This window comes from Stappia taiwanensis, assembly GCF_014635285.1.
In the GTDB taxonomy this organism is placed as follows: Bacteria; Pseudomonadota; Alphaproteobacteria; order Rhizobiales; family Stappiaceae; genus Stappia; species Stappia taiwanensis.
The window spans coordinates 13,507-32,064 of the sequence record NZ_BMCR01000007.1 but is presented as its reverse complement, the minus strand read 5'-3'; the positions used below and the strand labels follow the sequence as shown (position 1 = coordinate 32,064).

18 protein-coding genes are annotated in these 18,558 nt (G+C 67.6%); 11 read left to right on the top strand and 7 right to left on the bottom strand.

Going from position 1 to position 18,558, the window contains the following annotated elements; translation table 11 throughout:
- Positions 1 to 2 precede the first annotated feature (2 nt).
- Positions 3 to 803 (bottom strand): IclR family transcriptional regulator domain-containing protein, encoded by an 801-nt coding sequence (locus IEV83_RS15500; RefSeq protein WP_181761286.1) that lies wholly within the window; start codon positions 801 to 803, stop codon positions 3 to 5.
- Positions 804 to 979: 176 nt separating this feature from the next.
- On the opposite strand from IEV83_RS15500, the gene IEV83_RS15495 reads away from it, so the two are divergent.
- From IEV83_RS15495 to modC, 9 genes are all read left to right on the top strand, one after another.
- Positions 980 to 1,915 carry a 3-carboxyethylcatechol 2,3-dioxygenase gene (locus IEV83_RS15495; RefSeq protein WP_181761287.1) on the top strand — a complete coding sequence of 312 codons (936 nt, stop codon included), beginning with the start codon at positions 980 to 982 and terminating at the stop codon, positions 1,913 to 1,915.
- A 110-nt stretch (positions 1,916 to 2,025) separates the two neighbouring features.
- Positions 2,026 to 2,901, top strand: a complete 876-nt coding sequence (locus IEV83_RS15490; RefSeq protein ID WP_181761288.1) for an alpha/beta fold hydrolase — start codon at positions 2,026 to 2,028, stop codon at positions 2,899 to 2,901.
- Positions 2,902 to 2,992: 91 nt separating this feature from the next.
- Positions 2,993 to 3,769 carry a 2-keto-4-pentenoate hydratase gene (locus IEV83_RS15485; RefSeq protein WP_280514006.1) on the top strand — a complete coding sequence of 259 codons (777 nt, stop codon included), beginning with the start codon at positions 2,993 to 2,995 and terminating at the stop codon, positions 3,767 to 3,769.
- Positions 3,766 to 4,707 carry an acetaldehyde dehydrogenase (acetylating) gene (locus tag IEV83_RS15480; RefSeq protein ID WP_181761290.1) on the top strand — a complete coding sequence of 314 codons (942 nt, stop codon included), beginning with the start codon at positions 3,766 to 3,768 and terminating at the stop codon, positions 4,705 to 4,707. The genes IEV83_RS15485 and IEV83_RS15480 overlap by 4 nt, the downstream gene beginning before the upstream one ends.
- Before the next feature lies 1 nt (position 4,708).
- Positions 4,709 to 5,722 carry a 4-hydroxy-2-oxovalerate aldolase gene (gene dmpG, locus IEV83_RS15475; RefSeq protein ID WP_181761291.1) on the top strand — a complete coding sequence of 338 codons (1,014 nt, stop codon included), beginning with the start codon at positions 4,709 to 4,711 and terminating at the stop codon, positions 5,720 to 5,722.
- 124 nt (positions 5,723 to 5,846) lie between these two features.
- On the top strand, positions 5,847 to 6,218 hold the full coding sequence (locus tag IEV83_RS15470; protein ID WP_181761292.1) for a winged helix-turn-helix domain-containing protein: 372 nt from the start codon (positions 5,847 to 5,849) through the stop codon (positions 6,216 to 6,218).
- A 67-nt stretch (positions 6,219 to 6,285) separates the two neighbouring features.
- Positions 6,286 to 7,077 carry a molybdate ABC transporter substrate-binding protein gene (gene modA / locus IEV83_RS15465; RefSeq protein WP_181761293.1) on the top strand — a complete coding sequence of 264 codons (792 nt, stop codon included), beginning with the start codon at positions 6,286 to 6,288 and terminating at the stop codon, positions 7,075 to 7,077.
- Positions 7,078 to 7,353: 276 nt separating this feature from the next.
- Positions 7,354 to 8,049 carry a molybdate ABC transporter permease subunit gene (gene modB / locus IEV83_RS15460; protein ID WP_181761315.1) on the top strand — a complete coding sequence of 232 codons (696 nt, stop codon included), beginning with the start codon at positions 7,354 to 7,356 and terminating at the stop codon, positions 8,047 to 8,049.
- Positions 8,046 to 9,137 (top strand): molybdenum ABC transporter ATP-binding protein, encoded by a 1,092-nt coding sequence (modC, locus tag IEV83_RS15455; protein ID WP_371873479.1) that lies wholly within the window; start codon positions 8,046 to 8,048, stop codon positions 9,135 to 9,137. The genes modB and modC overlap by 4 nt, the downstream gene beginning before the upstream one ends.
- Before the next feature lie 27 nt (positions 9,138 to 9,164).
- Here modC and IEV83_RS15450 read toward each other — a convergent pair whose 3' ends face one another.
- From IEV83_RS15450 to IEV83_RS15430, 5 genes are all read right to left on the bottom strand, one after another.
- Positions 9,165 to 11,060, bottom strand: coding sequence for a heavy metal translocating P-type ATPase (locus IEV83_RS15450; RefSeq protein WP_181761295.1), 1,896 nt, complete (start codon positions 11,058 to 11,060; stop codon positions 9,165 to 9,167).
- Positions 11,061 to 11,073: 13 nt separating this feature from the next.
- Entirely contained in the window at positions 11,074 to 12,054 is a 981-nt protein-coding gene (locus tag IEV83_RS15445; RefSeq protein ID WP_181761296.1) for an FAD:protein FMN transferase, read from the bottom strand.
- Positions 12,035 to 14,245 (bottom strand): PepSY domain-containing protein, encoded by a 2,211-nt coding sequence (locus tag IEV83_RS15440; RefSeq protein WP_181761297.1) that lies wholly within the window; start codon positions 14,243 to 14,245, stop codon positions 12,035 to 12,037. Before IEV83_RS15440 ends, IEV83_RS15445 begins: the two co-directional genes overlap by 20 nt.
- A gap of 22 nt (positions 14,246 to 14,267) precedes the next feature.
- Positions 14,268 to 14,738 carry a DUF2271 domain-containing protein gene (locus tag IEV83_RS15435; protein ID WP_181761298.1) on the bottom strand — a complete coding sequence of 157 codons (471 nt, stop codon included), beginning with the start codon at positions 14,736 to 14,738 and terminating at the stop codon, positions 14,268 to 14,270.
- A gap of 113 nt (positions 14,739 to 14,851) precedes the next feature.
- Positions 14,852 to 15,259, bottom strand: coding sequence for a PepSY domain-containing protein (locus IEV83_RS15430; RefSeq protein WP_181761299.1), 408 nt, complete (start codon positions 15,257 to 15,259; stop codon positions 14,852 to 14,854).
- A 146-nt stretch (positions 15,260 to 15,405) separates the two neighbouring features.
- Between IEV83_RS15430 and IEV83_RS15425 the strand changes: the two genes are divergently transcribed.
- Complete coding sequence (locus tag IEV83_RS15425) at positions 15,406 to 16,068, top strand: response regulator transcription factor (RefSeq protein ID WP_181761300.1); 663 nt, start codon at positions 15,406 to 15,408, stop codon at positions 16,066 to 16,068.
- Positions 16,065 to 17,396: an ATP-binding protein gene (locus IEV83_RS15420; protein WP_181761301.1), complete on the top strand. Its 1,332-nt coding sequence runs from the start codon at positions 16,065 to 16,067 to the stop codon at positions 17,394 to 17,396. Before IEV83_RS15425 ends, IEV83_RS15420 begins: the two co-directional genes overlap by 4 nt.
- 32 nt (positions 17,397 to 17,428) lie before the next feature.
- Here the strand turns inward: IEV83_RS15420 and IEV83_RS15415 are convergent, their stop codons facing one another.
- Entirely contained in the window at positions 17,429 to 18,199 is a 771-nt protein-coding gene (locus IEV83_RS15415; RefSeq protein ID WP_181761302.1) for a hydroxypyruvate isomerase family protein, read from the bottom strand.
- Positions 18,200 to 18,558: the final 359 nt, after the last annotated feature.

Sequence of the window (18,558 nt, the reverse complement as noted above, 5' to 3'; positions counted from 1 at the left end):
GGTCACGTGGCGGAGGGGCGCTCCAGATTGACGCGCAGCTCCGCCTCGATCCGCGCCACGCAGCCGAGCAGGTCGTCGAGATAGCGTTCGGCGGCCTCCGCCGGCGTCATGGCGCTGCGAAAGAAGATGATATTGACTGCGCCGACCACGCTTTCGGGCCCCATCACCGGCGCGGCAATGGCCCCGACCTTGGGGTCCGCCTGCCCGGCGGAGCCGGCATAGCCGGCTCCCCGGGTTTCCTCGATCAACCAGTCGAGATACGGCCGATTGGCAATGTCGGCGGCATCCTCCCCGCCAAGGCTCTGGACGATGGCCAGAGCCGTTTCCAGCTCTTCCCGTGTCATTGCCGACAGGATCGCCCGCCCCAGCGCGGAGCGCACCAGATGGCGTTTCTTGCCGACCACGCTGCGGTGGATCGACATGGGGCTGATGCGGTGGGTGGAATACTGGATCTCCAGCGCCCCGGAGGTCAGGCTGGCGAAGTCGCACGGCCACAGCACCTTGCGCGTCAACGCCCGCAGATGCGGCGCCACGGTCTGGCCGACAATGTCATTGTCCTTCAGCCCATCGGCGAGTTGGGCGATCTTCTCGGTCAATGAGATCGCCCCGTCCTCGCTGCGGCGGGCGACATAGCCAAGCTCGACCAGCGTGTTGACGATCCGGTACAGCGACGAGCGGTCGATCCCCGCATACTCGCTGAGCACGCCGATCTTCACCCAGCCCAGCTCCCCCAGCGCTTCCAGCACTTTCAGGCCCCGGCCGATCGAACTGACATTCCGGTAGGTCGCTCGGGCTTCCTGCATCCCGCCCCGCTCCTTCATGTTCGCAATGCGAACATTCTAGGGATCCGTGTTGTTCCCGGTCAAGGGATACGCCAATCGGGACAGGAGCGGCCATGCCCGCCGGCGCCTGACAGACGGCAGATGCCGCAGCGGCGCGCGGAGCTGGCCCGGCAGAACAACACAGGGAGCATCGCATCATGATCGTCGGCACAATGTGCATGTCACACAGTCCATTGATGGACCGGAACCGGGCGGACCCGGGCGCCGAACAGCGCTTCGGCGAAGCGCTTTCCCGCGCCGAACGCCTGGTGGAGCAGGCACAGCCGGACCTGACCATCGTCTTCTACCCCGATCACATCAACGGCTTCTTCTACAAGCTGCTGCCCTCCTTCTGCGTCGGCGCGGCGGGCACCTCGATCGGTGATTTCGGCACGGTTCAGGGGGCGCTCGACATCCCCGAGGCCGCCGCCTTCTCGCTGACCCGCAGCCTGCTCGACCAGGGGATCGACACCGCCGTCTCCCTCGACATGGAGGTCGACCACGGCGCCATGCAGCCGTTGGAACTGCTTTCGGCCCGCCATTCGCTGTCGCGGATCATTCCCGTCTTCATCAACTGCGCCGCCGCGCCGCGCCCCACCTTCGAGCGGGTGCGTGCCCTTGGTCGGGCCGTCGGCGACTGGGCGCAGGCCCTGCCGGAGCGGGTGCTGATGATCGGCTCCGGCGGGTTGTCGCACGATCCGCCGATCCCCAGCCTGACGACGGCGCCGCAGCCGGTGCGCGAGCAATTGATCGCCGGCCGGCCGCTCAATCACAGCCAGCGGCTGGCGCGGCAGAACCGGGCGATCAACGAGGGCTACGCGCTGGCCGCCGGCACCTCGGAGATCCTTCCGCTCAATCCGGAGTGGGACGAAAAGCTGATGACCGCCTTCACCGCCGGCGATCTGACCGTGCTCGACGACATGTCGGACGAGACCCTGTCGGCAACCGGCGGCCGGGGCGGGCACGAAGTCCGGGCCTGGGTCGCCGCGCTCGCCGCTCTTGGTCCCGACTACCGGGCCGAGCAGCTGTTCTACGAGCCGATCGACGAGTGGATCACCGGCATGGGCATCCTGCATGCCAGCCGGGCCGCCTGACCGGAATACCGACGCAGGCAAGCGACAGGGCACCTTGCAAGGTGCCCGCACCGCGCTCCCCATTCCATGAACACCGGGCCGAAGGCCTGCACTCACAAAGAGCAACACCCATGAGCAAACAGCATTTCTCCGTCTGGTCGGATCTCACCGGCGTCTCCTTTTCCCAGGGCTTTCTCGATGCCGGTGGGATTCGCACCCGCTACCTCTCCTCCGGCTCGCCGGACAAGCCGCTGCTGATCCTCATTCACGGCACCGGCGGCCATGCGGAAGCCTACAGCCGGAACCTGGCGGCCCATGGCGAGCATTTCTGGACCGTCGCCATCGACCTGATCGGCCATGGCTGGTCGGACAAGCCGGCCGGCAGCTATGAAATCGCCGATTATGCCAACCACGTTCTGGCGGTGATCAAGGCGCTTGGCCGGGAGCGGGCGCATATCTCCGGCGAGTCCCTCGGCGGCTGGGTCGCCGCCCATCTGGCGATCCATCACCCGGGGGCGGTCGATCGGATCGTTCTCAACACCTCCGGCGGCTGGACCGCCCATCCGGAGGTGATGGCGCGGATCAAGCGGCTGTCGATGGAAGCGGTCAACGACCCGAACCCGGAGCGGATCCGCGGCCGACTGGAATTCCTGATGCATGACACCTCCAAGGTGAATGACGACCTGGTGGAGACCCGCCGGGCGATCTACGCCCAGGACGGGTTCGCCGAAACCATGGAACGGGTGCTCTGCCTGCAGGAGATGGACATCCGCCGCCGCAACATGTTCTCCGACGAGGACACCCGCCGCATCGCCGCGCCGACGCTGGTGCTGTGGACCTCGCATGATCCGACGGCAACGCCCGAGGAAGGCCAGAAGATCGCCGACCTGATCCCGGGCGCCCGCTATGTGGTGATGAACGCCTGCGGTCACTGGCCGCAGTTCGAGGATGCGGCGCTGTTCAACCAGTTGCACCTCGACTTCCTGCTGGACCGCAAGAGCGCCTGAGCGCCTCGGCTTCCTGTCTCCCCAAGCCCCCGCGCCGCGCCCGTTCAGGCCCCTGCGCGGGGGCGCTGGCTTCATTGGGATGAAAATGGCAATGACCCTTGATGACATCGCCCGTGCGCTGCGGGAGGCGGACGCCCGTGGCGCGCCGATCCTGCCGGTGCGCGATGAGATTGCCACGGCGGAAGACGCCTATGCCGTGCAGGAGATCAACACACAGCACCGGCTGGCCGCCGGCGGACGCCTGGTCGGCCGCAAGATCGGCCTGACCAATCCGGCGGTGCAGCGCCAGCTCGGCGTCGACCAGCCCGATTACGGCATGCTGTTTGCCGACATGGACGTGCCCCATGACGGCGAGATCCCCTTCGTCGCCGGCGCGCAGATGAAGGCGGAGGCGGAGCTGGCCTTCATCCTCGGCCGGCCGCTCGCCGCGCCCGACTGCACCATGGCCGAGGTGATCCGCGCGGTGGAATACGTGGTGCCGAGCCTTGAGATCGTCGGCTCGCGCATCGCCAACTGGGACATCCGCTTTGTCGATACGGTCGCCGACAACGCTTCTTCCGCCTTCTTCACCCTCGGCCCCTCGGCGCGGCGGCTCGATGGCGCTGACCTGCTCGACTGCCGGATGCAAATGCGCTGCGGCGATCAGGTGGTCAGCGAAGGCAGCGGCCGCGCCTGCCTCGGCTCGCCGCTCAACGCGCTTCTATGGCTCGCCCGGGTGATGGCACGGGCCGGCCGGCCGCTCGGCGAAGGCGACGTGGTGCTGTCCGGCGCGCTCGGGTCGATGGTCGCCGCCACCCCCGGCGCCCGGTTCGTTGCCGAGATCGAAGGCTTTGGCGAGACCGCCGTCACATTCGGAGAAGCAGAATGAACAGGATCAAGGCCGCGATCATCGGCTCGGGCAACATCGGCACCGACCTGATGATCAAGATCATGCGCCTGTCGAAGGTGCTGGAGATGGGCGCCATGGTCGGCATCGACCCGGCCAGCGACGGGCTGGCCCGGGCGCAGCGCCTTGGCGTTGCCACCACCCATGAGGGGCTCGACGGCCTGCGCGCGCTGCCGGAGTACAGCGACATTCGCATCGTCTTCGATGCCACCTCCGCCGGCGCCCACAAGCGCCATTCCGAAGCGCTGATCGCCGATGGCAAGCAGGTGATCGACCTGACCCCGGCGGCCCTTGGCCCCTTCACCGTGCCCTCGGTCAATCTCGATGCGAACCTCGCCGAGCCGAACGTCAACATGGTGACCTGCGGCGGCCAGGCGACCATCCCGATGGTGGCGGCGGTCAACCGGGTGGCCAAGGTGCATTACGGCGAGATCGTCGCCTCCATCTCGTCGAAATCCGCCGGGCCCGGCACCCGCGCCAACATCGACGAGTTCACCGAGACCACCGCCCATGCGATCGAGGCGGTGGGCGGTGCCACCCGCGGCAAGGCGATCATCATCCTCAATCCGGCCGAACCGCCGCTGATCATGCGCGACACGGTGTTCTGCCTGTGCGACGACGCCGACGAGGCGGATATCCGCGCCTCGGTTGCGGCAATGGTGGCCGAGGTGCAGTCCTATGTGCCGGGCTACCGGCTGAAGCAGGAGGTGCAGTTCGAGCGGATCGGCGACAACGCCCCGCTCACCATCCCGGAGATGGACCGGAGCTTCACCGGGCTCAAGGTCTCGATCTTCCTGGAGGTGGAGGGCGCGGCCCACTACCTGCCGGCCTATGCGGGCAATCTCGACATCATGACCTCCGCCGCGCTGCGCACCGCCGAGCGCCTGGCGGTGAAGCGCAACTGGGTGGAGGCCGCCTGACATGACCAAGCTTTATCTTCAGGACGTCACCTTGCGCGATGGCATGCACGCCCTGCGTCACCAGTATGACCTTGGTCATGTCCGCGCCATCGCCGAGGCGCTGGACGAAGCGGGGGTCGATGCCATCGAGGTGGCCCATGGCGACGGGCTGACCGGCTCCACCTTCACCTATGGCTTCGGCAAATGCACGGATGCGGCCTGGATCGCGGAAGCGGCGAAGGTGTGCAAACGCGCCCGGCTGACGACGCTGCTGATCCCCGGCATCGGCACCATCGAGGACCTGCGCCGTGCCCGGGATGTGGGCGTTACCTCCGTGCGCGTCGCCACCCATTCCACCGAAGCGGATGTGTCGGCGCAGCATATCGCCGCCGCCGTCGAGATGGGGATGGATGTCAGCGGCTTTCTGATGATGTCGCATATGACGCCGCCGGAGGTGCTGGCCGGCGAAGCGGCCAAGATGGAAAGCTATGGCGCGGCCTGTGTCTATGTGACCGATTCGGGCGGCGGCATGGTGATGCGCGATGTGGCGGCGCGGTTCGAAGCCTATGACAAGGTTTTGAAACCGGAGACGGTACGCGGCGCGCATATGCATGAGAACCTGTCGCTGGCGGTGGCGAACTCGGTGGTGGCGGTGGAGCATGGCGCGACCCGGGTCGATGCCTCGCTCGCCGGCATGGGGGCAGGCGCCGGCAACACGCCGCTGGAAGCCTTCATCGCGGTGGCCAACCTGATGGGCTGGGAGCATGGCTGCGACCTGTTCAAGCTGCAGGACGCGGCCGAAGAGCTGGTGCGGCCGCTGCAGGACCGGCCGGTGCGGGTCGATCGGGAGACCATGACGCTCGGCTATGCCGGGGTCTATTCCAGCTTCCTGCGCCATGCGGAACAGGCGTCGGACCGCTTCGGCATCGACACCCGCGACATTCTGGTGGAACTGGGCAAGCGCCGCATGGTCGGCGGACAGGAAGACATGATCACCGACGTCGCCCTCGATCTGGTGAAGGCGAACGCCAGCTAGCCCCTAGAGCCAAGACCCGCGCGGGAGCCCCCCCGCGCGGTTTTTTCTTCCCCGGCGCCCGGGCGCCGCCTCTCCTTTGCCGACGGCAAATGACAGCCGGACGCAGGGGCGCTAAAACCGATCCATGGAAACGGGAAACAAGACCACGGGCGTGCGCGTGCGGATCGTGCTGACGCCGGATGTCGCCCTCGGACCGGGCAAGGCGGACCTCCTGGAGGGCATCGCCGAAAGCGGCTCGATCGCTGCCGCCGGCCGGCGCATGAAAATGAGCTACAAACGCGCCTGGATGCTGGTGGAAGAGATGAACCGGGTGTTCCGGGAACCGCTGGTCCTCAGTGCGCGCGGCGGCTCCAAGGGCGGATCGGCCCAGCTCACGCCAACCGGCCAGACCGTTCTGGAAAACTATCGCCGGCTGCAGGACCGGGTGGCCGAGGCCGGCCAGGGAGAGATCGGCGCCATCCGCGCGCTGACAAGGGATATGTCCGACGGGAAATAACGCTTGCCCGACACAGGCAGGGTTGCGATATTCCCGGCCGAACATATCGAATCCTCGGGAGCCTTTCATGACACTCAGCCCACCGGCCCACCCTCTTCGCCTCGCCCTTGCGGCAGTCCTCGGCGTTTTCCTCCTGCTTGCCCCGCCATCGGCCCGCGCAGGCAACGTCACCGTCTTCGCCGCCGCCAGCATGAAGAACGCGATGGACGAGATCTCGGCGAAATGGACCGAGGACACCGGTCACACGGCGACCGTGTCGCTGGCCGGCTCCTCCGCGCTGGCCCGGCAGATCCAGCAGGGCGCCCCGGCGGATGTGTTCATTTCCGCCAATCCGGGCTGGATGACCACGCTGCAGGATGAAGGGCTGATCGCCAAGGGCAGCCGCTTCGATCTGCTCAACAACGCCATCGTGCTGATCGCCCACGGGCCGGATGCGGCCAAGGTGGAGATCGCCCCGAACTTCGATCTGGCCGGGCTGCTCGGCGAGCACCGGCTGGCAATGGCGCTGGTCGAGGCGGTTCCGGCAGGCATCTACGGCAAGGCGGCGCTGGAAACCCTCGGCGTCTGGGACCAGGTCGCGCCGAAGGTCGCTCAGGCGGACAATGTGCGCGCTGCCCTGCGCCTCGTCTCCTCCGGCGAAGCCCCCTATGGCATCGTCTATGCCACGGACGCGGCCGCCGATGCCAATGTGACCGTGGTCGGCACCTTTCCCAAGGACAGCCATCCGCCGATCGTCTATCCGGCGGCGGCCATTGCGGCCAGCGGCAACCCGCTGAATGCGGACTTCCTCGCCTATCTGCGCGGCCCGGTCGCCCGCGCCGCCTTCGAGCGGCAGGGCTTCGTGGTCGTCGCGGACTAGGGTCCAGCCCCATAAATGAGATCGAAATGGTTTGAGGCGGATTGCTCCTGATCAAGAAGAGGAAGCGCAGGAAATGTGGTTCATTTTCAAGCCTTTCGCGACGCAGAGCAGGCGCAATCCGGTCAAATCTTGAAGGACATGGAAATGGCTTCACCCTGCCTCGTCAGCACGTTTGAGTGGGCAACAAGCCTGCTCCGCACGCCCTTCCTCGCGAGGCTTTGCCATTTCCCATGCCATGTCAGCCTCAGTGATGGGGCTGGATCCTAGATGGCACCGATGGACTGGCTCGGCCCCGCGGAGTGGAACGCCCTGGCGCTTTCCTTGCGCGTTTCCTTCTGGGCGACCCTCGTCAGTCTGCCGCCAGGCATTCTGGTGGCCCATGCGCTTGCCCGGGGCAATTTCCCGGGCAGGCAGCTTCTCAACGGCATCGTGCATCTGCCGCTGATCCTGCCGCCGGTGGTGACCGGCTATCTGCTGCTCCTGACCTTCGGCACGCGAGGGCCCATCGGCGGCTTTCTCAGCGAGACCTTCGGCATCGTCTTCGCCTTTCGCTGGACCGGCGCGGCGCTGGCCGCCGGGGTGATGGCCTTCCCGCTGATGGTGCGGGCCATCCGGCTGTCGATCGAGGCGGTCGACCCCAAGCTGGAACAGGCCGGGGCGACCCTCGGCGCTTCAAGGCTCTGGGTGTTCCTGACGGTCACGCTGCCGCTGATCCTGCCCGGCATCATCGCCGGCAGTATCCTCGCCTTCGCCAAGGCGATGGGCGAGTTCGGCGCGACCATCACCTTCGTTTCCAACATCCCCGGGCAGACCCAGACCGTGCCCTCCGCCATCTACGCCTTCCTGCAAGTGCCCGGCGGGGAAAGCTCCGCCCTGCGGCTCGTGGTGATTTCCGTGGCCGTGGCCATGACCGCCCTTTTGGTGTCGGAACTGGTGGCGACCCGCGTCGCCCGCCGGATCGGGGGGCGCTGATGCTGCATGTGTCCCTTCGCCACGCGCTGTCTGGCTTCTCCCTCGATGTGGACTTCACCGCCCCGGCCGGGGTCACGGCGCTGTTCGGGCGCTCCGGCTCGGGCAAGACGACGGTGGTCAACGCCGTGGCCGGGTTGCTCAAGCCGCATGAGGGGCGGGTGGCGATCAATGGCGGCGATCTTGTCGACACGGCCCGCCGGATCTGGGTTCCGCCGCACAAGCGGCGCGTCGGCTACGTGTTTCAGGAAGGACGGCTGTTCCCGCATCTGACGGTGCGCCAGAACCTGACCTATGGCCGCTGGTTCTCCGGCGCCGCCCGCGACGCGGCGGAATTCGACCGGGTGGTATCACTGCTCGGCATCGGTGGGTTGCTTGGCCGCCATCCCGGCGCGCTGTCCGGCGGGGAAAAGCAGCGTGTCGCCATCGGCCGGGCGCTGCTGTCGCGGCCACGGCTTCTGTTGATGGACGAACCGCTCGCCGCGCTCGACGAGGCGCGGAAGTCGGAAATCCTGCCCTATCTGGAGCGCATCCGCGACGAAGAAGACGTGCCGATCCTCTATGTCAGCCATTCCATCGCCGAGGTGGCCCGGCTGGCCACCACCGTGGTGGTGCTGGAAGGGGGGCAGGTGGTGCGCGCCGGGCCGGCGGCGGAAATCCTGTCCGATCCGGAAGCGGTGCCTGCCTTTGGCGTGCGCCAGGCGGGCTCGGTGCTGACCGGACGCGTGGTGCGTCACCATCCGGACGATCTGACCGAGGTTGCCGTTTCCGCCGGCAGCCTGTTTCTGCCCGGCTGGCTGGCCGAGCCCGACACCGTGATCCGGATCCGCATCGAAGCGCAGGACGTGATGCTGGCCCGCAGCCGTCCGCAGGACATTTCCGCGCTCAATATCCTGCCGGCCACCGTCTCGGCGCTGCGGCGCGGCCAAGGACCTGGGGTGGTGGTGCAGCTTCAGGCCGGCGAGGACCGGATTCTGGCCCGGATCACCCGCCGGTCCGCCGACGCGCTCGGCCTTGAGCCCGGCACGCTGTGCTTTGCCATCACCAAGACGGTGTCGGTGGCGCCGGTGGATATCGGCACCCCCGGCTGATCTTGCTACGTGCCGGAAAGCCGCTCGTCAGACGGCGGCTTCGGGCACGCCCGCCGGCTGGGGGACGTCCATGGTCTCACCGGGGGCGGTCGGACGGATCCGCAAGGCGCGCAGGGCATTGAGGATCACCGCCACGTCGATCACTTCCTGCAGGACCGCGCCTTGCACCGGCGCGAGATAGCCGAAGGCGGCGGCAATCATGCCCAGGACGGACAGGCCGATGCCGACCACCACGCTTTCCAGGGCGATGTGCCGGGCTCGTTGAGCGATTTCCAGCCCCGGCAACAGCCGGTCGAGGCGGTCCACCAGCAACACCACATCGGCGGCCTCGGCGGAAGCGGCAGCACCGCGCGCGCCCATCGCCACGCCCACATCGGCGGCGGCCAGCGCCGGGGCGTCATTGACCCCATCGCCGACCATCATCACCGGGCCGGCCCCGCGCTCCTCCAGCACCAGCCCAACCTTCTCTTCCGGCGCCAGCTCCGCGCGGATCTTGTCGAAATCGAGCCCGTCGGCCACATGGGCGGCCACGGCCTGGCGATCCCCGGTTGCCAGGAGAATGCGTTTCACGCCCAGCCGGCGCAGACCGGAGAGAAATTCTGACGTGCCCTCCCGCAAGGTGTCCGCCAAAAGGATATGCCCGGCGAACCGGCCATCCACCGCCAGCGCCACCACCGCCGCGCCATCCTCGCGGATCGGCTCGGCCGGTCCGCCCTCCGTCACCCGCGCCATCACGAAAGCCGTGCCGCCGACGACCACCTCATGACCCTCGACATGCCCAAGGACCCCCTCACCCGGAATTTCCCTGAGAGTGTCAGGGATCGGCAAGGTCATTCCGCGTGCCCGCGCATCGGCGACAATCGCCTGGGCGATGGGGTGCTTGGACACCTGATCGAGCGCTGCGGCGAAGCCAAGCATCCGCGCCGGGTCCAGATCGCCCGCCGAGTGGATGGCGACAATACGCGGACGGCCGTCGGTGAGGGTGCCGGTCTTGTCCAGCACCAGACCGCGCACCCGCGCCAGCGCCTCCAGCGCCTTCGCGCCCTTGATCAGCACGCCGAAATGTGCCGCCCGCGACAGGCCGGCGACGAGCGCCACCGGAACGGCGAGGATCAGCGGACAGGGCGTTGCCACCACCAGAACGGCAACCGCGCGAATGGGATCCCCGGTAAGCCACCAGGCGAGCCCCGCCAGCACCACGGTCACCAGCAAAAACAACAGCGAATAGCGGTCGGCCAGACGCGCCATCGGCGCCCGGGAGCGCTGCGCCGCCTCCACCAGCCGGACAATGCCGGCGTAGGTGCTGTCGCCGACGCGGCGGCTCGCCACCATGTCGAACGGCTCGCCCACATTGCTCGACCCGCTCATGACTTCGTGGTCGCGGCCAAGACGCACCGGCAGCGATTCGCCGGTCAGCGCCGACTGGTCGAGCACCGCTTGGCTGCCGGCAACCGTGCCATCCACCGGCACCACATCGCCCTGGCGGATCAGCAGGAGGTCTCCCGGCTCGATTTCCTCCAGCGGCACCTCATCCAGCGCTCCGTTGCGATGGCGCATGGCACTGCGCGGCACCCGGGAGAGCAGATCGCTCATTTCCCGCCGCGCCCGCCCTTCGGCGAAGCTTTCCAGAAAACTGCCGCCGGAATACATCAGCGCGACGATGGCGGCGGCGAGCGTCTCGCCGAACAGCATCGCCGCCGACATGGAGAGCGCGGCAACGATATCGAGACCGACCTCGCCCCGGCGCAGGCTCTGCACGATCTCGACGACCAACGCCAGCAGCACCGGTGCAACGCCAAGCATCCAGACCGTATCCGCCAGCCCCCGCGTGCCAAACCAAAGGGCAGCAAGACCGCCGAGCAACCCCGCAAGGGCAAGCGCCACCAGAACAACATTCAGCCGGCTACGAACCACTCCATACATTCAATCGTTCTCCTCACCCGACCGTCGAAACCGCGACCCGATCGGGGGCATTGAAAATTGCTCCGGTCCGGTGTAGGCGAAACCCGGCACCGTCACGTTCGATGAACAGGGCGTCCAGCTTCTGTTCGCGCGCCATCTCCAGCCCAGCGGGCAGGCCCAGCACCATCAGCGCAGTCGCCCAGGCATCGGCATCCATACAGGTTTCGGCCACCACGGAGACCGAGGCAAGCCCGCCATCCACCGGCCCGCCGCGCCGCCGGTCCATGGTGTGCGACAGGCGCCGCCCGCCAACCTCAACCCAATGACGATAGTCGCCGGAGGTGGCCACCGCCGCATCCTCCAACTCCAGAACCGACAATGCGGTGCGTGTTTCATAGTCGGGCCGTTCCACCGCAACGGTCCAGGGTCTGCCGTCGCCGCGCAGCCCGCGCGCGCGCATCTCGCCATCAAGCCCGACAAGCGCGTCACGGATGCCGAACCCGTCCAGCGCCTTGATCATTCGGTCGGCGCCATACCCCTTGGCAATGCCGGACAGATCAATGGCGACCGGCCCGCCTTTGTGCACGGTCAGCGCGGCCGCATCGAGTTCCAAGAGCTCATGCGCCGGCGGCCGGGTCTTGCCGAGCGCCGCCTTCACCGCCTGGACATCCGCCGCATCCGGACCAAACCCCCAGGCGGCGACCACATCGCCCATGCCGATATCGAAGGCGCCACGCGAGGCGCGGCCGATGGCCAGCCCACGCGCCAGCACTTCGAACAGCCGCTCGGGAACCGGCATCCACACCCCTGCCGGCGCCCGGTTCAGCCGCATCAGATCCGACTGGGGCTGGTAGGTGGACATCTGCCGGTCCACCTCGCCGACGCTGGCGGCCAGCGCGGCGCGGACCGCTTCGCTGTCCAGTCCGGCCGGCGCCCGGAACAGCGCCGACCAGCGGGTGCCCATCACCGGACCGTCAAGAGCGACCAATGCCGGATCAGTAGACATCTTCGACATATCGGCCTTCCGCCTTCAACGTGGCCGGCGTCAGCCCCTTCGGCTGCAGGATATCTGCCATCGCCGCCGTCACGCCGCTTGCCATCTCCCGTCCGCCGCACACCAGCACCTGGGCGCCGCCTTCGATCAGGTCAGTGATCCGCGCCGCGTCCTTGCGCAGGATATCCTGAACATAGGACCGGTCCGCCGTCCGCGAAAACGCGGTGTTGACGCTGGTGAGCCGACCATTCGCCTGCCACTGGCGCAGCTCCTCATCATAGAGAAGATCCGACTTCGGGTGCCGCGCACCGAAATAAAGATGCATGTCGCGCCCCTTGCGGTTTGCCCGGGCAAAGCCGGCCAGCGGTCCGATGCCGGTGCCGGCACCGATCAGGATCACCGGCTTGCGGTTGCCGACCGGGCGGAAGTCCGGGTTGCGACGGATGAAGCCGCGCACCGTGCCGCCGGGACGAAGCCCGATGAGCTGGCCGGAACACAGGCCGCCGGTGTGCTTCTTCACGCAGATCTCGACAAAACCGTCGCGGCTGGCCGAGGCAAGCGAGTAGAAACGCGGCACCGCCGAGCCTTCCGGCAGGATGCCCAACAGATCGCCGGCGGCAAAGCTCGGGAAGCCTCTGCCGGTGATCCGCTGCCAGAGCCCGATGGACGGCAGGGCAAAGCGCAGGATCGAGGTCGGCGCCTGCATCTCCGCGCCATAGTCCCGACGCGAGATCAGCGTCAGCGGATGGGTCGGCGCCAGGGCCGGCTGGTGCGCCAGTTCCAGCGGGTGGCCCAGCGCCTGGCCGAGCGCCCGTCCCCAGCGGGCGAAATCCTGTGGCGACTGCCGATCCACCCGGTCGAGCGGCAGGAGTTGCGGCCAGCCCTTTTCCTCGGCAAGGCGTGCGATCTCGCAGGCATAGCCGCAAAAATCGGGGAACTGCCGGTCACCGAAACCAAGGACCGCCAAGGGCATCGCCGGTGCCGCCGGCAGCGCCGCCAGCCGATCGGCAAAGCCTTGCGCGGAGGACGGCGCGGCGCCATCGCCATAGGTGGAGGCGAGGATGATGACCTGCCGCGCGTTGGTGTAGCGCTCCGGCGCGAAGCGGGAGAGCGCGGCGGTGTGCACCGTGTGCCCGGCGGCCATCAGCCCCTTGTGCAGGGTCGCGGCAAAGCCCCAGGTGCTGCCGCCCTCGCTGCCGACAAGCACGATCGTGTCGGCCCGATCGGCACGTGCGCCGGCCGGAAGGCGCGGCCGCGCGCGGCGCCCGCTTAGCCAGACAATGATCCCGGTCACCGCCAGCACCGGCGCACCGAGCGTGGTCAGGCCGAGGACAAGCCCCAGCACCCAGGCGCCCCTGCCCGTGTGCAGCATCTTGACGGTGGCGGAAAGCTGCTGCCAGGGGCCGTGATCGGCCCAAACCAGCATGGCACCGGTTCCCTGATCCAGATAGCCGGTGCCAGACACGGTCTTCAGCGTGAAGACGTCGGTGGCATCGCCCGGATAGGGAAAGGTCAGCTCGCGCAGATCCTCCAGCGGCACCGCCGCCAGCGCGGCGATCTCGCCGGGCGCCGCGCCCATCGTCTCGCTCACCTCGGTGGGAAAGAGCGGCGCGGCCCGGTCCGAGGGCAGCACGCCGAAGGTTCCGGCGGTCATCACCAGCGCGGTCAGCGACGACAAGAGCAGCCCCGGCAGGGCGATACGGGCAATTTCCACATGCAGACGGCCCGCCAGCGGTCCGCGCAGGCGCGAGAAAAGCCGGCGCCAGCCGCCCACACGCCGCACGGTGAGCAGACAGCCGGAGACGCACAGAACCAGCATGGCAAGCGCGCCGGCGGCGGCCGTCAACCGTCCGCCATCGTCCAGAAACAGGGAACGGTGCAGATTGGTCATCCAGCGGGAAAAGGCCGAGGGGGTATAGTCCCTGACACCTTCACCGGTCACCGGGTCGATCACCACCCGGCCCGGACGGTCATTCTCGAAATAGAACGCCGTGATCAGGCCGGAAGGCGCACGCCGGATCTGCTCCACGCCCGGATAGGCGGCGGCGACCCGGGCCGCAAGTTCGGCAGTGTTCGGCGCCGGCGTGGTCACCGCCGGGGCCTGCGCCGTTTCCAGCGCCGGCAGCACCGACAGCACCACACCGGTGGTGGCGAGCAGAAGGATCAGAGCCGCGGCGACAAGGCCGGGGATCTTGTGCAGGGAACGCAACATGACTTTATCTCGTCTTCCCGCGTCACATGTCGTAGCTGAAGGTTTCGATGTAGCGGCGGCCACGCACGGCCTGGCCCGCCCCTTCGCGGGTCAGCGGAATGACCACCTCCGAGGGGCTGTCGCGCATGTCTTCCACCGCGGCATCGATATGCAGCTCGTAGCCGGCATCGAACAGCGCATCGGCCAGATCCAGCGTCACCGTGAGGGACTGTCCCGCCCCGACGCTGGCCCCGGTGATGCCGTTGATTTCCGCCGCATTGCCGGCGGTTGCCCGGAACCAGTCGCTCAGATGCTCGTAGTACTTGGACTTGCCGCCGGCCATCCACAGGCTGCCCTTGTAGGCGCCATTGGCATCGGTGACGTAGAACGCCAGATAGGCGCCATCGCCGCCGTAGTTGTTGAGGGTGGTGGTCAGGGTGACCTGCTTGGCCATGGCCAGGTCCGGCGCGACAAGGGCCGTGGTCAGGGCCATGACGGCAAGGAACGGTTTCATTTTCTTCTCCGGTTTCAGGAACGCGTGGCGGCGCGAAAGACAAGGCGCGGACCGGGTGCGAGGTTCGTACCGCACGCGGTTGCCTTATCGCATCAGACCGTCTGCAAGAGGTTTCACTTCACCACCGGCTGCGCGGGGGACGTGGTGTTGAACAATCCGTTGTTCGGCGGCGAGACCGCACCCGTCGGTGCCGGCTTGTGCTTGTGCTTGCGGTCGCGGTCATGATCGCGGCGGCGGTGGTCGTCGTCGTCGCGGTACTCGATCTCGACAATCGCCAGCGTCGCCGGATCGATCTTGGCCTTCATCTTGCGGCCGTCCGCGTCCCGTCCCTTCAGCTTGTAGCAGCCGTCATCGGTCTTGATGCGGCGCACGGTCCAGCCCTTTGCCTTGGCCATCGCCTCCACCGCCGCGCGCGGCTTCCAGTCGGCCATCGGCACCTGGCAATCATCGTCATCGGCACGGACGCCGCCGGCCATGACGAGTGCCGCCAGCAGCGCCGCGATCATCGCGGATTTCTTCATCGTCCCTCTCCTCGATAAGGATTTGATGGGGACTTATGACCGGCCAAGCTGACAACCACCTGAAGGTCGGTGCACAATTGCCTTCAGGTTGCTGTCAGGTTGATGGCCCACAAGAAACCGACACAACGGATGGAAACCGAAACGCAATGCGGGTGCTTCTGATCGAGGATGACGCGGTGCTGGGCGCGGCGGTGCGCGACCAGATCGCCGCCGACGGCCACTCCGTCGACTGGGCAACCCGGCTCGACGAGGCCTCCGCCCTGCAGGAGGCCGCCGCCTATGACCTGATCCTGCTGGATCTGATGCTGCCCGACGGGCGCGGCCAGCCGTTCCTGCGTGCCTTGCGCGGGCGCGGCGACATCACGCCGGTGATCATCCTGACCGCCCTCGACCAGCTCAGCGACCGGATCGACGGGCTCAACGCCGGCGCCGACGACTACATGGTCAAGCCCTTCGATCTGGCCGAGCTGTCCGCCCGGCTGAATGCGGTGGCCCGGCGCTACGCCGGCAACCCGAACCCGCTTTTCAAGCTCGGCGATCTTGAGATCGACAGCGCCGCCCGTTCGGTCCGGCGCGCCGGCAAGCCGATCGCCCTCACCGCCCGTGAGTGGGTGTTGTTCGAGGCCTTCTTCCAGCACCCGGGACAGCTTCTGTCCAAAGCGCAGCTTGAAGAGCGGCTTTATTCCTTCGACACGGAGATCGAGAGCAACACCATCGAGGTGCATGTCAGCCGGCTGCGCAAGAAACTGGGGCGGGAGGCCATCGAGACCGTGCGGGGCCTTGGCTACCGGCTGGGCGCGGCGCAATGAGCCGGCTTCCCGGCTCGCTGCAAGGACGGCTGGCGCTCGCCATCGGCCTTGGCATCGCCTTGCTCTGGGCCGCGACCGCGGTAACCACCACGTCGATCCTGCGCCGGGAAATGGGCGAGATGTTCGACAGCACGCTGGAGGAAACCGCCCAGCGCCTCCTGCCATTGGCGGTGCTCGACATCATCGACCGTGAGGAGCAAGGGGTCAGCCGCCGGATCAGCACCCTGCGCACCCACGACGAATTCTTCACCTATCTGGTGCGGGACGACCAGGGGCGGATCCTGCTGCGCTCACACCGGGCGGTGGAGGCGGATTTCCCCCCGTTCGAGGGCACCGGCTTCCGCCAGACCGCGACCCACCGGCTCTACTACGACGCCGCCCTTCAGGGCACCATCACCATTGCCGTTGCCGAACCGCTCGACCACCGGGACCGGATCGAGCGGGAAACGCAAATGGCGATGGCGCTGCCGCTGCTGCTGCTGGTCCCCCTCAGCCTGATCGGCATCTTGTGGATGGTGCGCCGAACCTTGCGCCCGGTTCGCGCCCTCAGCGCCGCACTGGCGACACGCGGCGGCGGCGACCTGTCGCCGGTGGACAGCGGCACGCTGCCGGCGGAAATCACCCCCGTGGCCCGCGCCATCAACCAACTACTTAGCCGCCTACGGGCCACCCTCGACGCGGAACGCAGCTTCACCGCCAATGCGGCCCACGAACTGCGCACACCGCTGGCCGCCGCTCTGGCGCAGACCCAGCGGCTGATTGCCGAAACGCGCGATGCGGATGCGGCACGGCGGGCGGGTGATATCGAGAGTGCCCTGAAGCGCCTCAGCCGCATGAGCGAAAAACTGATGCAGCTTTCGCGCGCGGAAAGCGGCCGGTTGCATGCGGAGACCGCTTCGGACATGCGCCCACTGCTGAAGATGATCGCCACCGACGTTGCCGGCCCCTCGGCCGCCGACCGCATCGACCTTCGACTTCCCGACACCCCGGTGATGTCGGACATGGACCCGGATGCCTTCGCCATCCTGACCCGCAATCTGATCGAGAACGCCCTGAAGCACAGCCCCGCCGACAGTCCGGTTCAGGTCACGCTCTCAGCGGCGGGCAGCCTCGGCGTCATCAATGACGGCCCCGCTCTTGCCCCGGAGAGCCTCGCCCGGCTAACCGCCCGCTTCGAGCGCGGCGAGGCCACCGCCGACGGCAGCGGCTTGGGTCTTGCCATTGCCCGCGCCATCGCCGAGGGGGTGCACGGCCAGCTGGAACTGCACTCGCCGGCACCAAGCCGGAGTGATGGTTTCGAAGCCGTGTTCCGGATGCCGCCGCGCTAACCCGGGTCCCGCGTGTTGCCGGCTGGCAGGTCTCAGCCCTTCCGGCAGATCGCACGCCAGCCGAGCCCCGCGTCGGTCCCGGCCCGCGGCCGGTATTCCGCACCGACATAGCCGTCGTAGCCGCATTTGCGCATGTCGGCGATCAGGCGCTCGTAGCAGATCTCCCCTTCGTCCGGCTCCGCCCGCGAGGGCACCGCCGCGATCTGCACATGGCCGATCATCTCGCGATGCGCCTCAAAGCGGCGCAACAGGTCGCCCTGCATGATCTGGGTGTGATAGCAGTCGAACATGATCTTCAGATTGTCGGCGCCGACCCGCTCGATCACCGCCGCGGCCTGCTCCACCCGCGACAGGAAATAGCCGGCGACATCCCGGTGATTGATCGGCTCGATCAGGATCGTCAGCCCATGCGGCGCGGCCATCTTGCAGGCATAGGCGAGATTGGCGTCGAAAAACGCGCGCGCCGTATCATCCTCCGCCGCCCGGCCGGCCATGACATGCACCGCCCGTGCCCCTACCGCCGCCGCATAGGCCACCGCCTCGTCGATCCCCGCCCGCGCCTCGGCCTCACGGCCGGTCACCGCCGCCAGGCCGAAATCGCCCGCCTGACCGCCCTTGCGCGTGTTCAGGCCCAGCAGCGGCAGGCCGGTTTCCTCCAGCACCGCCCGCAGCTCCGCAGGCGGAACCTCATAGGGCCAATGGCACTCGACCGCGTCAAAGCCGGCCGCATGGGCCCGGCGCACCGCCTCCGGCAACGAAAGCTCGGTCCACAGAAAGCCCAGATTGGCGGAAAACCCCGGCATCGCGACCACTCCATCTCACGCCACGTTCCTCCCCGCCGTTCCGCTCCAGAATCCGGGAACAGTCGGACAGCCCCCATGATGGAATAGGGCGTCAGCGGCGGCAACCGATTGTCCGGCCCCACATCCGGCAGCATCGACAGGACGACCGAGTGGGTCGCATCCAGATGAACGATCGCGCCGGCACGCCCGGGGCGACTGCCCGCGACGCCCCCTCAGGCCTCTCCTCCCCGCTCACAGCCTTGCACCACGGATCCGCATCAACGTATCCATAAAGGTCAATTCAGCGACAGACTTCAGGCAGTGCCGCGCCGGGGTCAAGGGAACGTCAAAAATGATATATGCTTCTATAATTGCTGATT

What these genes read in the sequence shown, in the direction of transcription:
- IEV83_RS15500 (WP_181761286.1), bottom strand. Translation starts at nt 803, where the DNA reads ATGCAGGAAGCCCGAGCGACCTACCGGAATGTCAGTTCGATCGGCCGG.
- IEV83_RS15495 (WP_181761287.1), top strand. Translation starts at nt 980, where the DNA reads ATGATCGTCGGCACAATGTGCATGTCACACAGTCCATTGATGGACCGG.
- IEV83_RS15490 (WP_181761288.1), top strand. Translation starts at nt 2,026, where the DNA reads ATGAGCAAACAGCATTTCTCCGTCTGGTCGGATCTCACCGGCGTCTCC.
- IEV83_RS15485 (WP_280514006.1), top strand. Translation starts at nt 2,993, where the DNA reads ATGACCCTTGATGACATCGCCCGTGCGCTGCGGGAGGCGGACGCCCGT.
- IEV83_RS15480 (WP_181761290.1), top strand. Translation starts at nt 3,766, where the DNA reads ATGAACAGGATCAAGGCCGCGATCATCGGCTCGGGCAACATCGGCACC.
- dmpG (WP_181761291.1), top strand. Translation starts at nt 4,709, where the DNA reads ATGACCAAGCTTTATCTTCAGGACGTCACCTTGCGCGATGGCATGCAC.
- IEV83_RS15470 (WP_181761292.1), top strand. Translation starts at nt 5,847, where the DNA reads ATGGAAACGGGAAACAAGACCACGGGCGTGCGCGTGCGGATCGTGCTG.
- modA (WP_181761293.1), top strand. Translation starts at nt 6,286, where the DNA reads ATGACACTCAGCCCACCGGCCCACCCTCTTCGCCTCGCCCTTGCGGCA.
- modB (WP_181761315.1), top strand. Translation starts at nt 7,354, where the DNA reads ATGGACTGGCTCGGCCCCGCGGAGTGGAACGCCCTGGCGCTTTCCTTG.
- IEV83_RS15450 (WP_181761295.1), bottom strand. Translation starts at nt 11,060, where the DNA reads ATGTATGGAGTGGTTCGTAGCCGGCTGAATGTTGTTCTGGTGGCGCTT.
- IEV83_RS15445 (WP_181761296.1), bottom strand. Translation starts at nt 12,054, where the DNA reads ATGTCGAAGATGTCTACTGATCCGGCATTGGTCGCTCTTGACGGTCCG.
- IEV83_RS15440 (WP_181761297.1), bottom strand. Translation starts at nt 14,245, where the DNA reads ATGTTGCGTTCCCTGCACAAGATCCCCGGCCTTGTCGCCGCGGCTCTG.
- IEV83_RS15435 (WP_181761298.1), bottom strand. Translation starts at nt 14,738, where the DNA reads ATGAAACCGTTCCTTGCCGTCATGGCCCTGACCACGGCCCTTGTCGCG.
- IEV83_RS15430 (WP_181761299.1), bottom strand. Translation starts at nt 15,259, where the DNA reads ATGAAGAAATCCGCGATGATCGCGGCGCTGCTGGCGGCACTCGTCATG.
- IEV83_RS15425 (WP_181761300.1), top strand. Translation starts at nt 15,406, where the DNA reads ATGCGGGTGCTTCTGATCGAGGATGACGCGGTGCTGGGCGCGGCGGTG.
- IEV83_RS15420 (WP_181761301.1), top strand. Translation starts at nt 16,065, where the DNA reads ATGAGCCGGCTTCCCGGCTCGCTGCAAGGACGGCTGGCGCTCGCCATC.
- IEV83_RS15415 (WP_181761302.1), bottom strand. Translation starts at nt 18,199, where the DNA reads ATGCCGGGGTTTTCCGCCAATCTGGGCTTTCTGTGGACCGAGCTTTCG.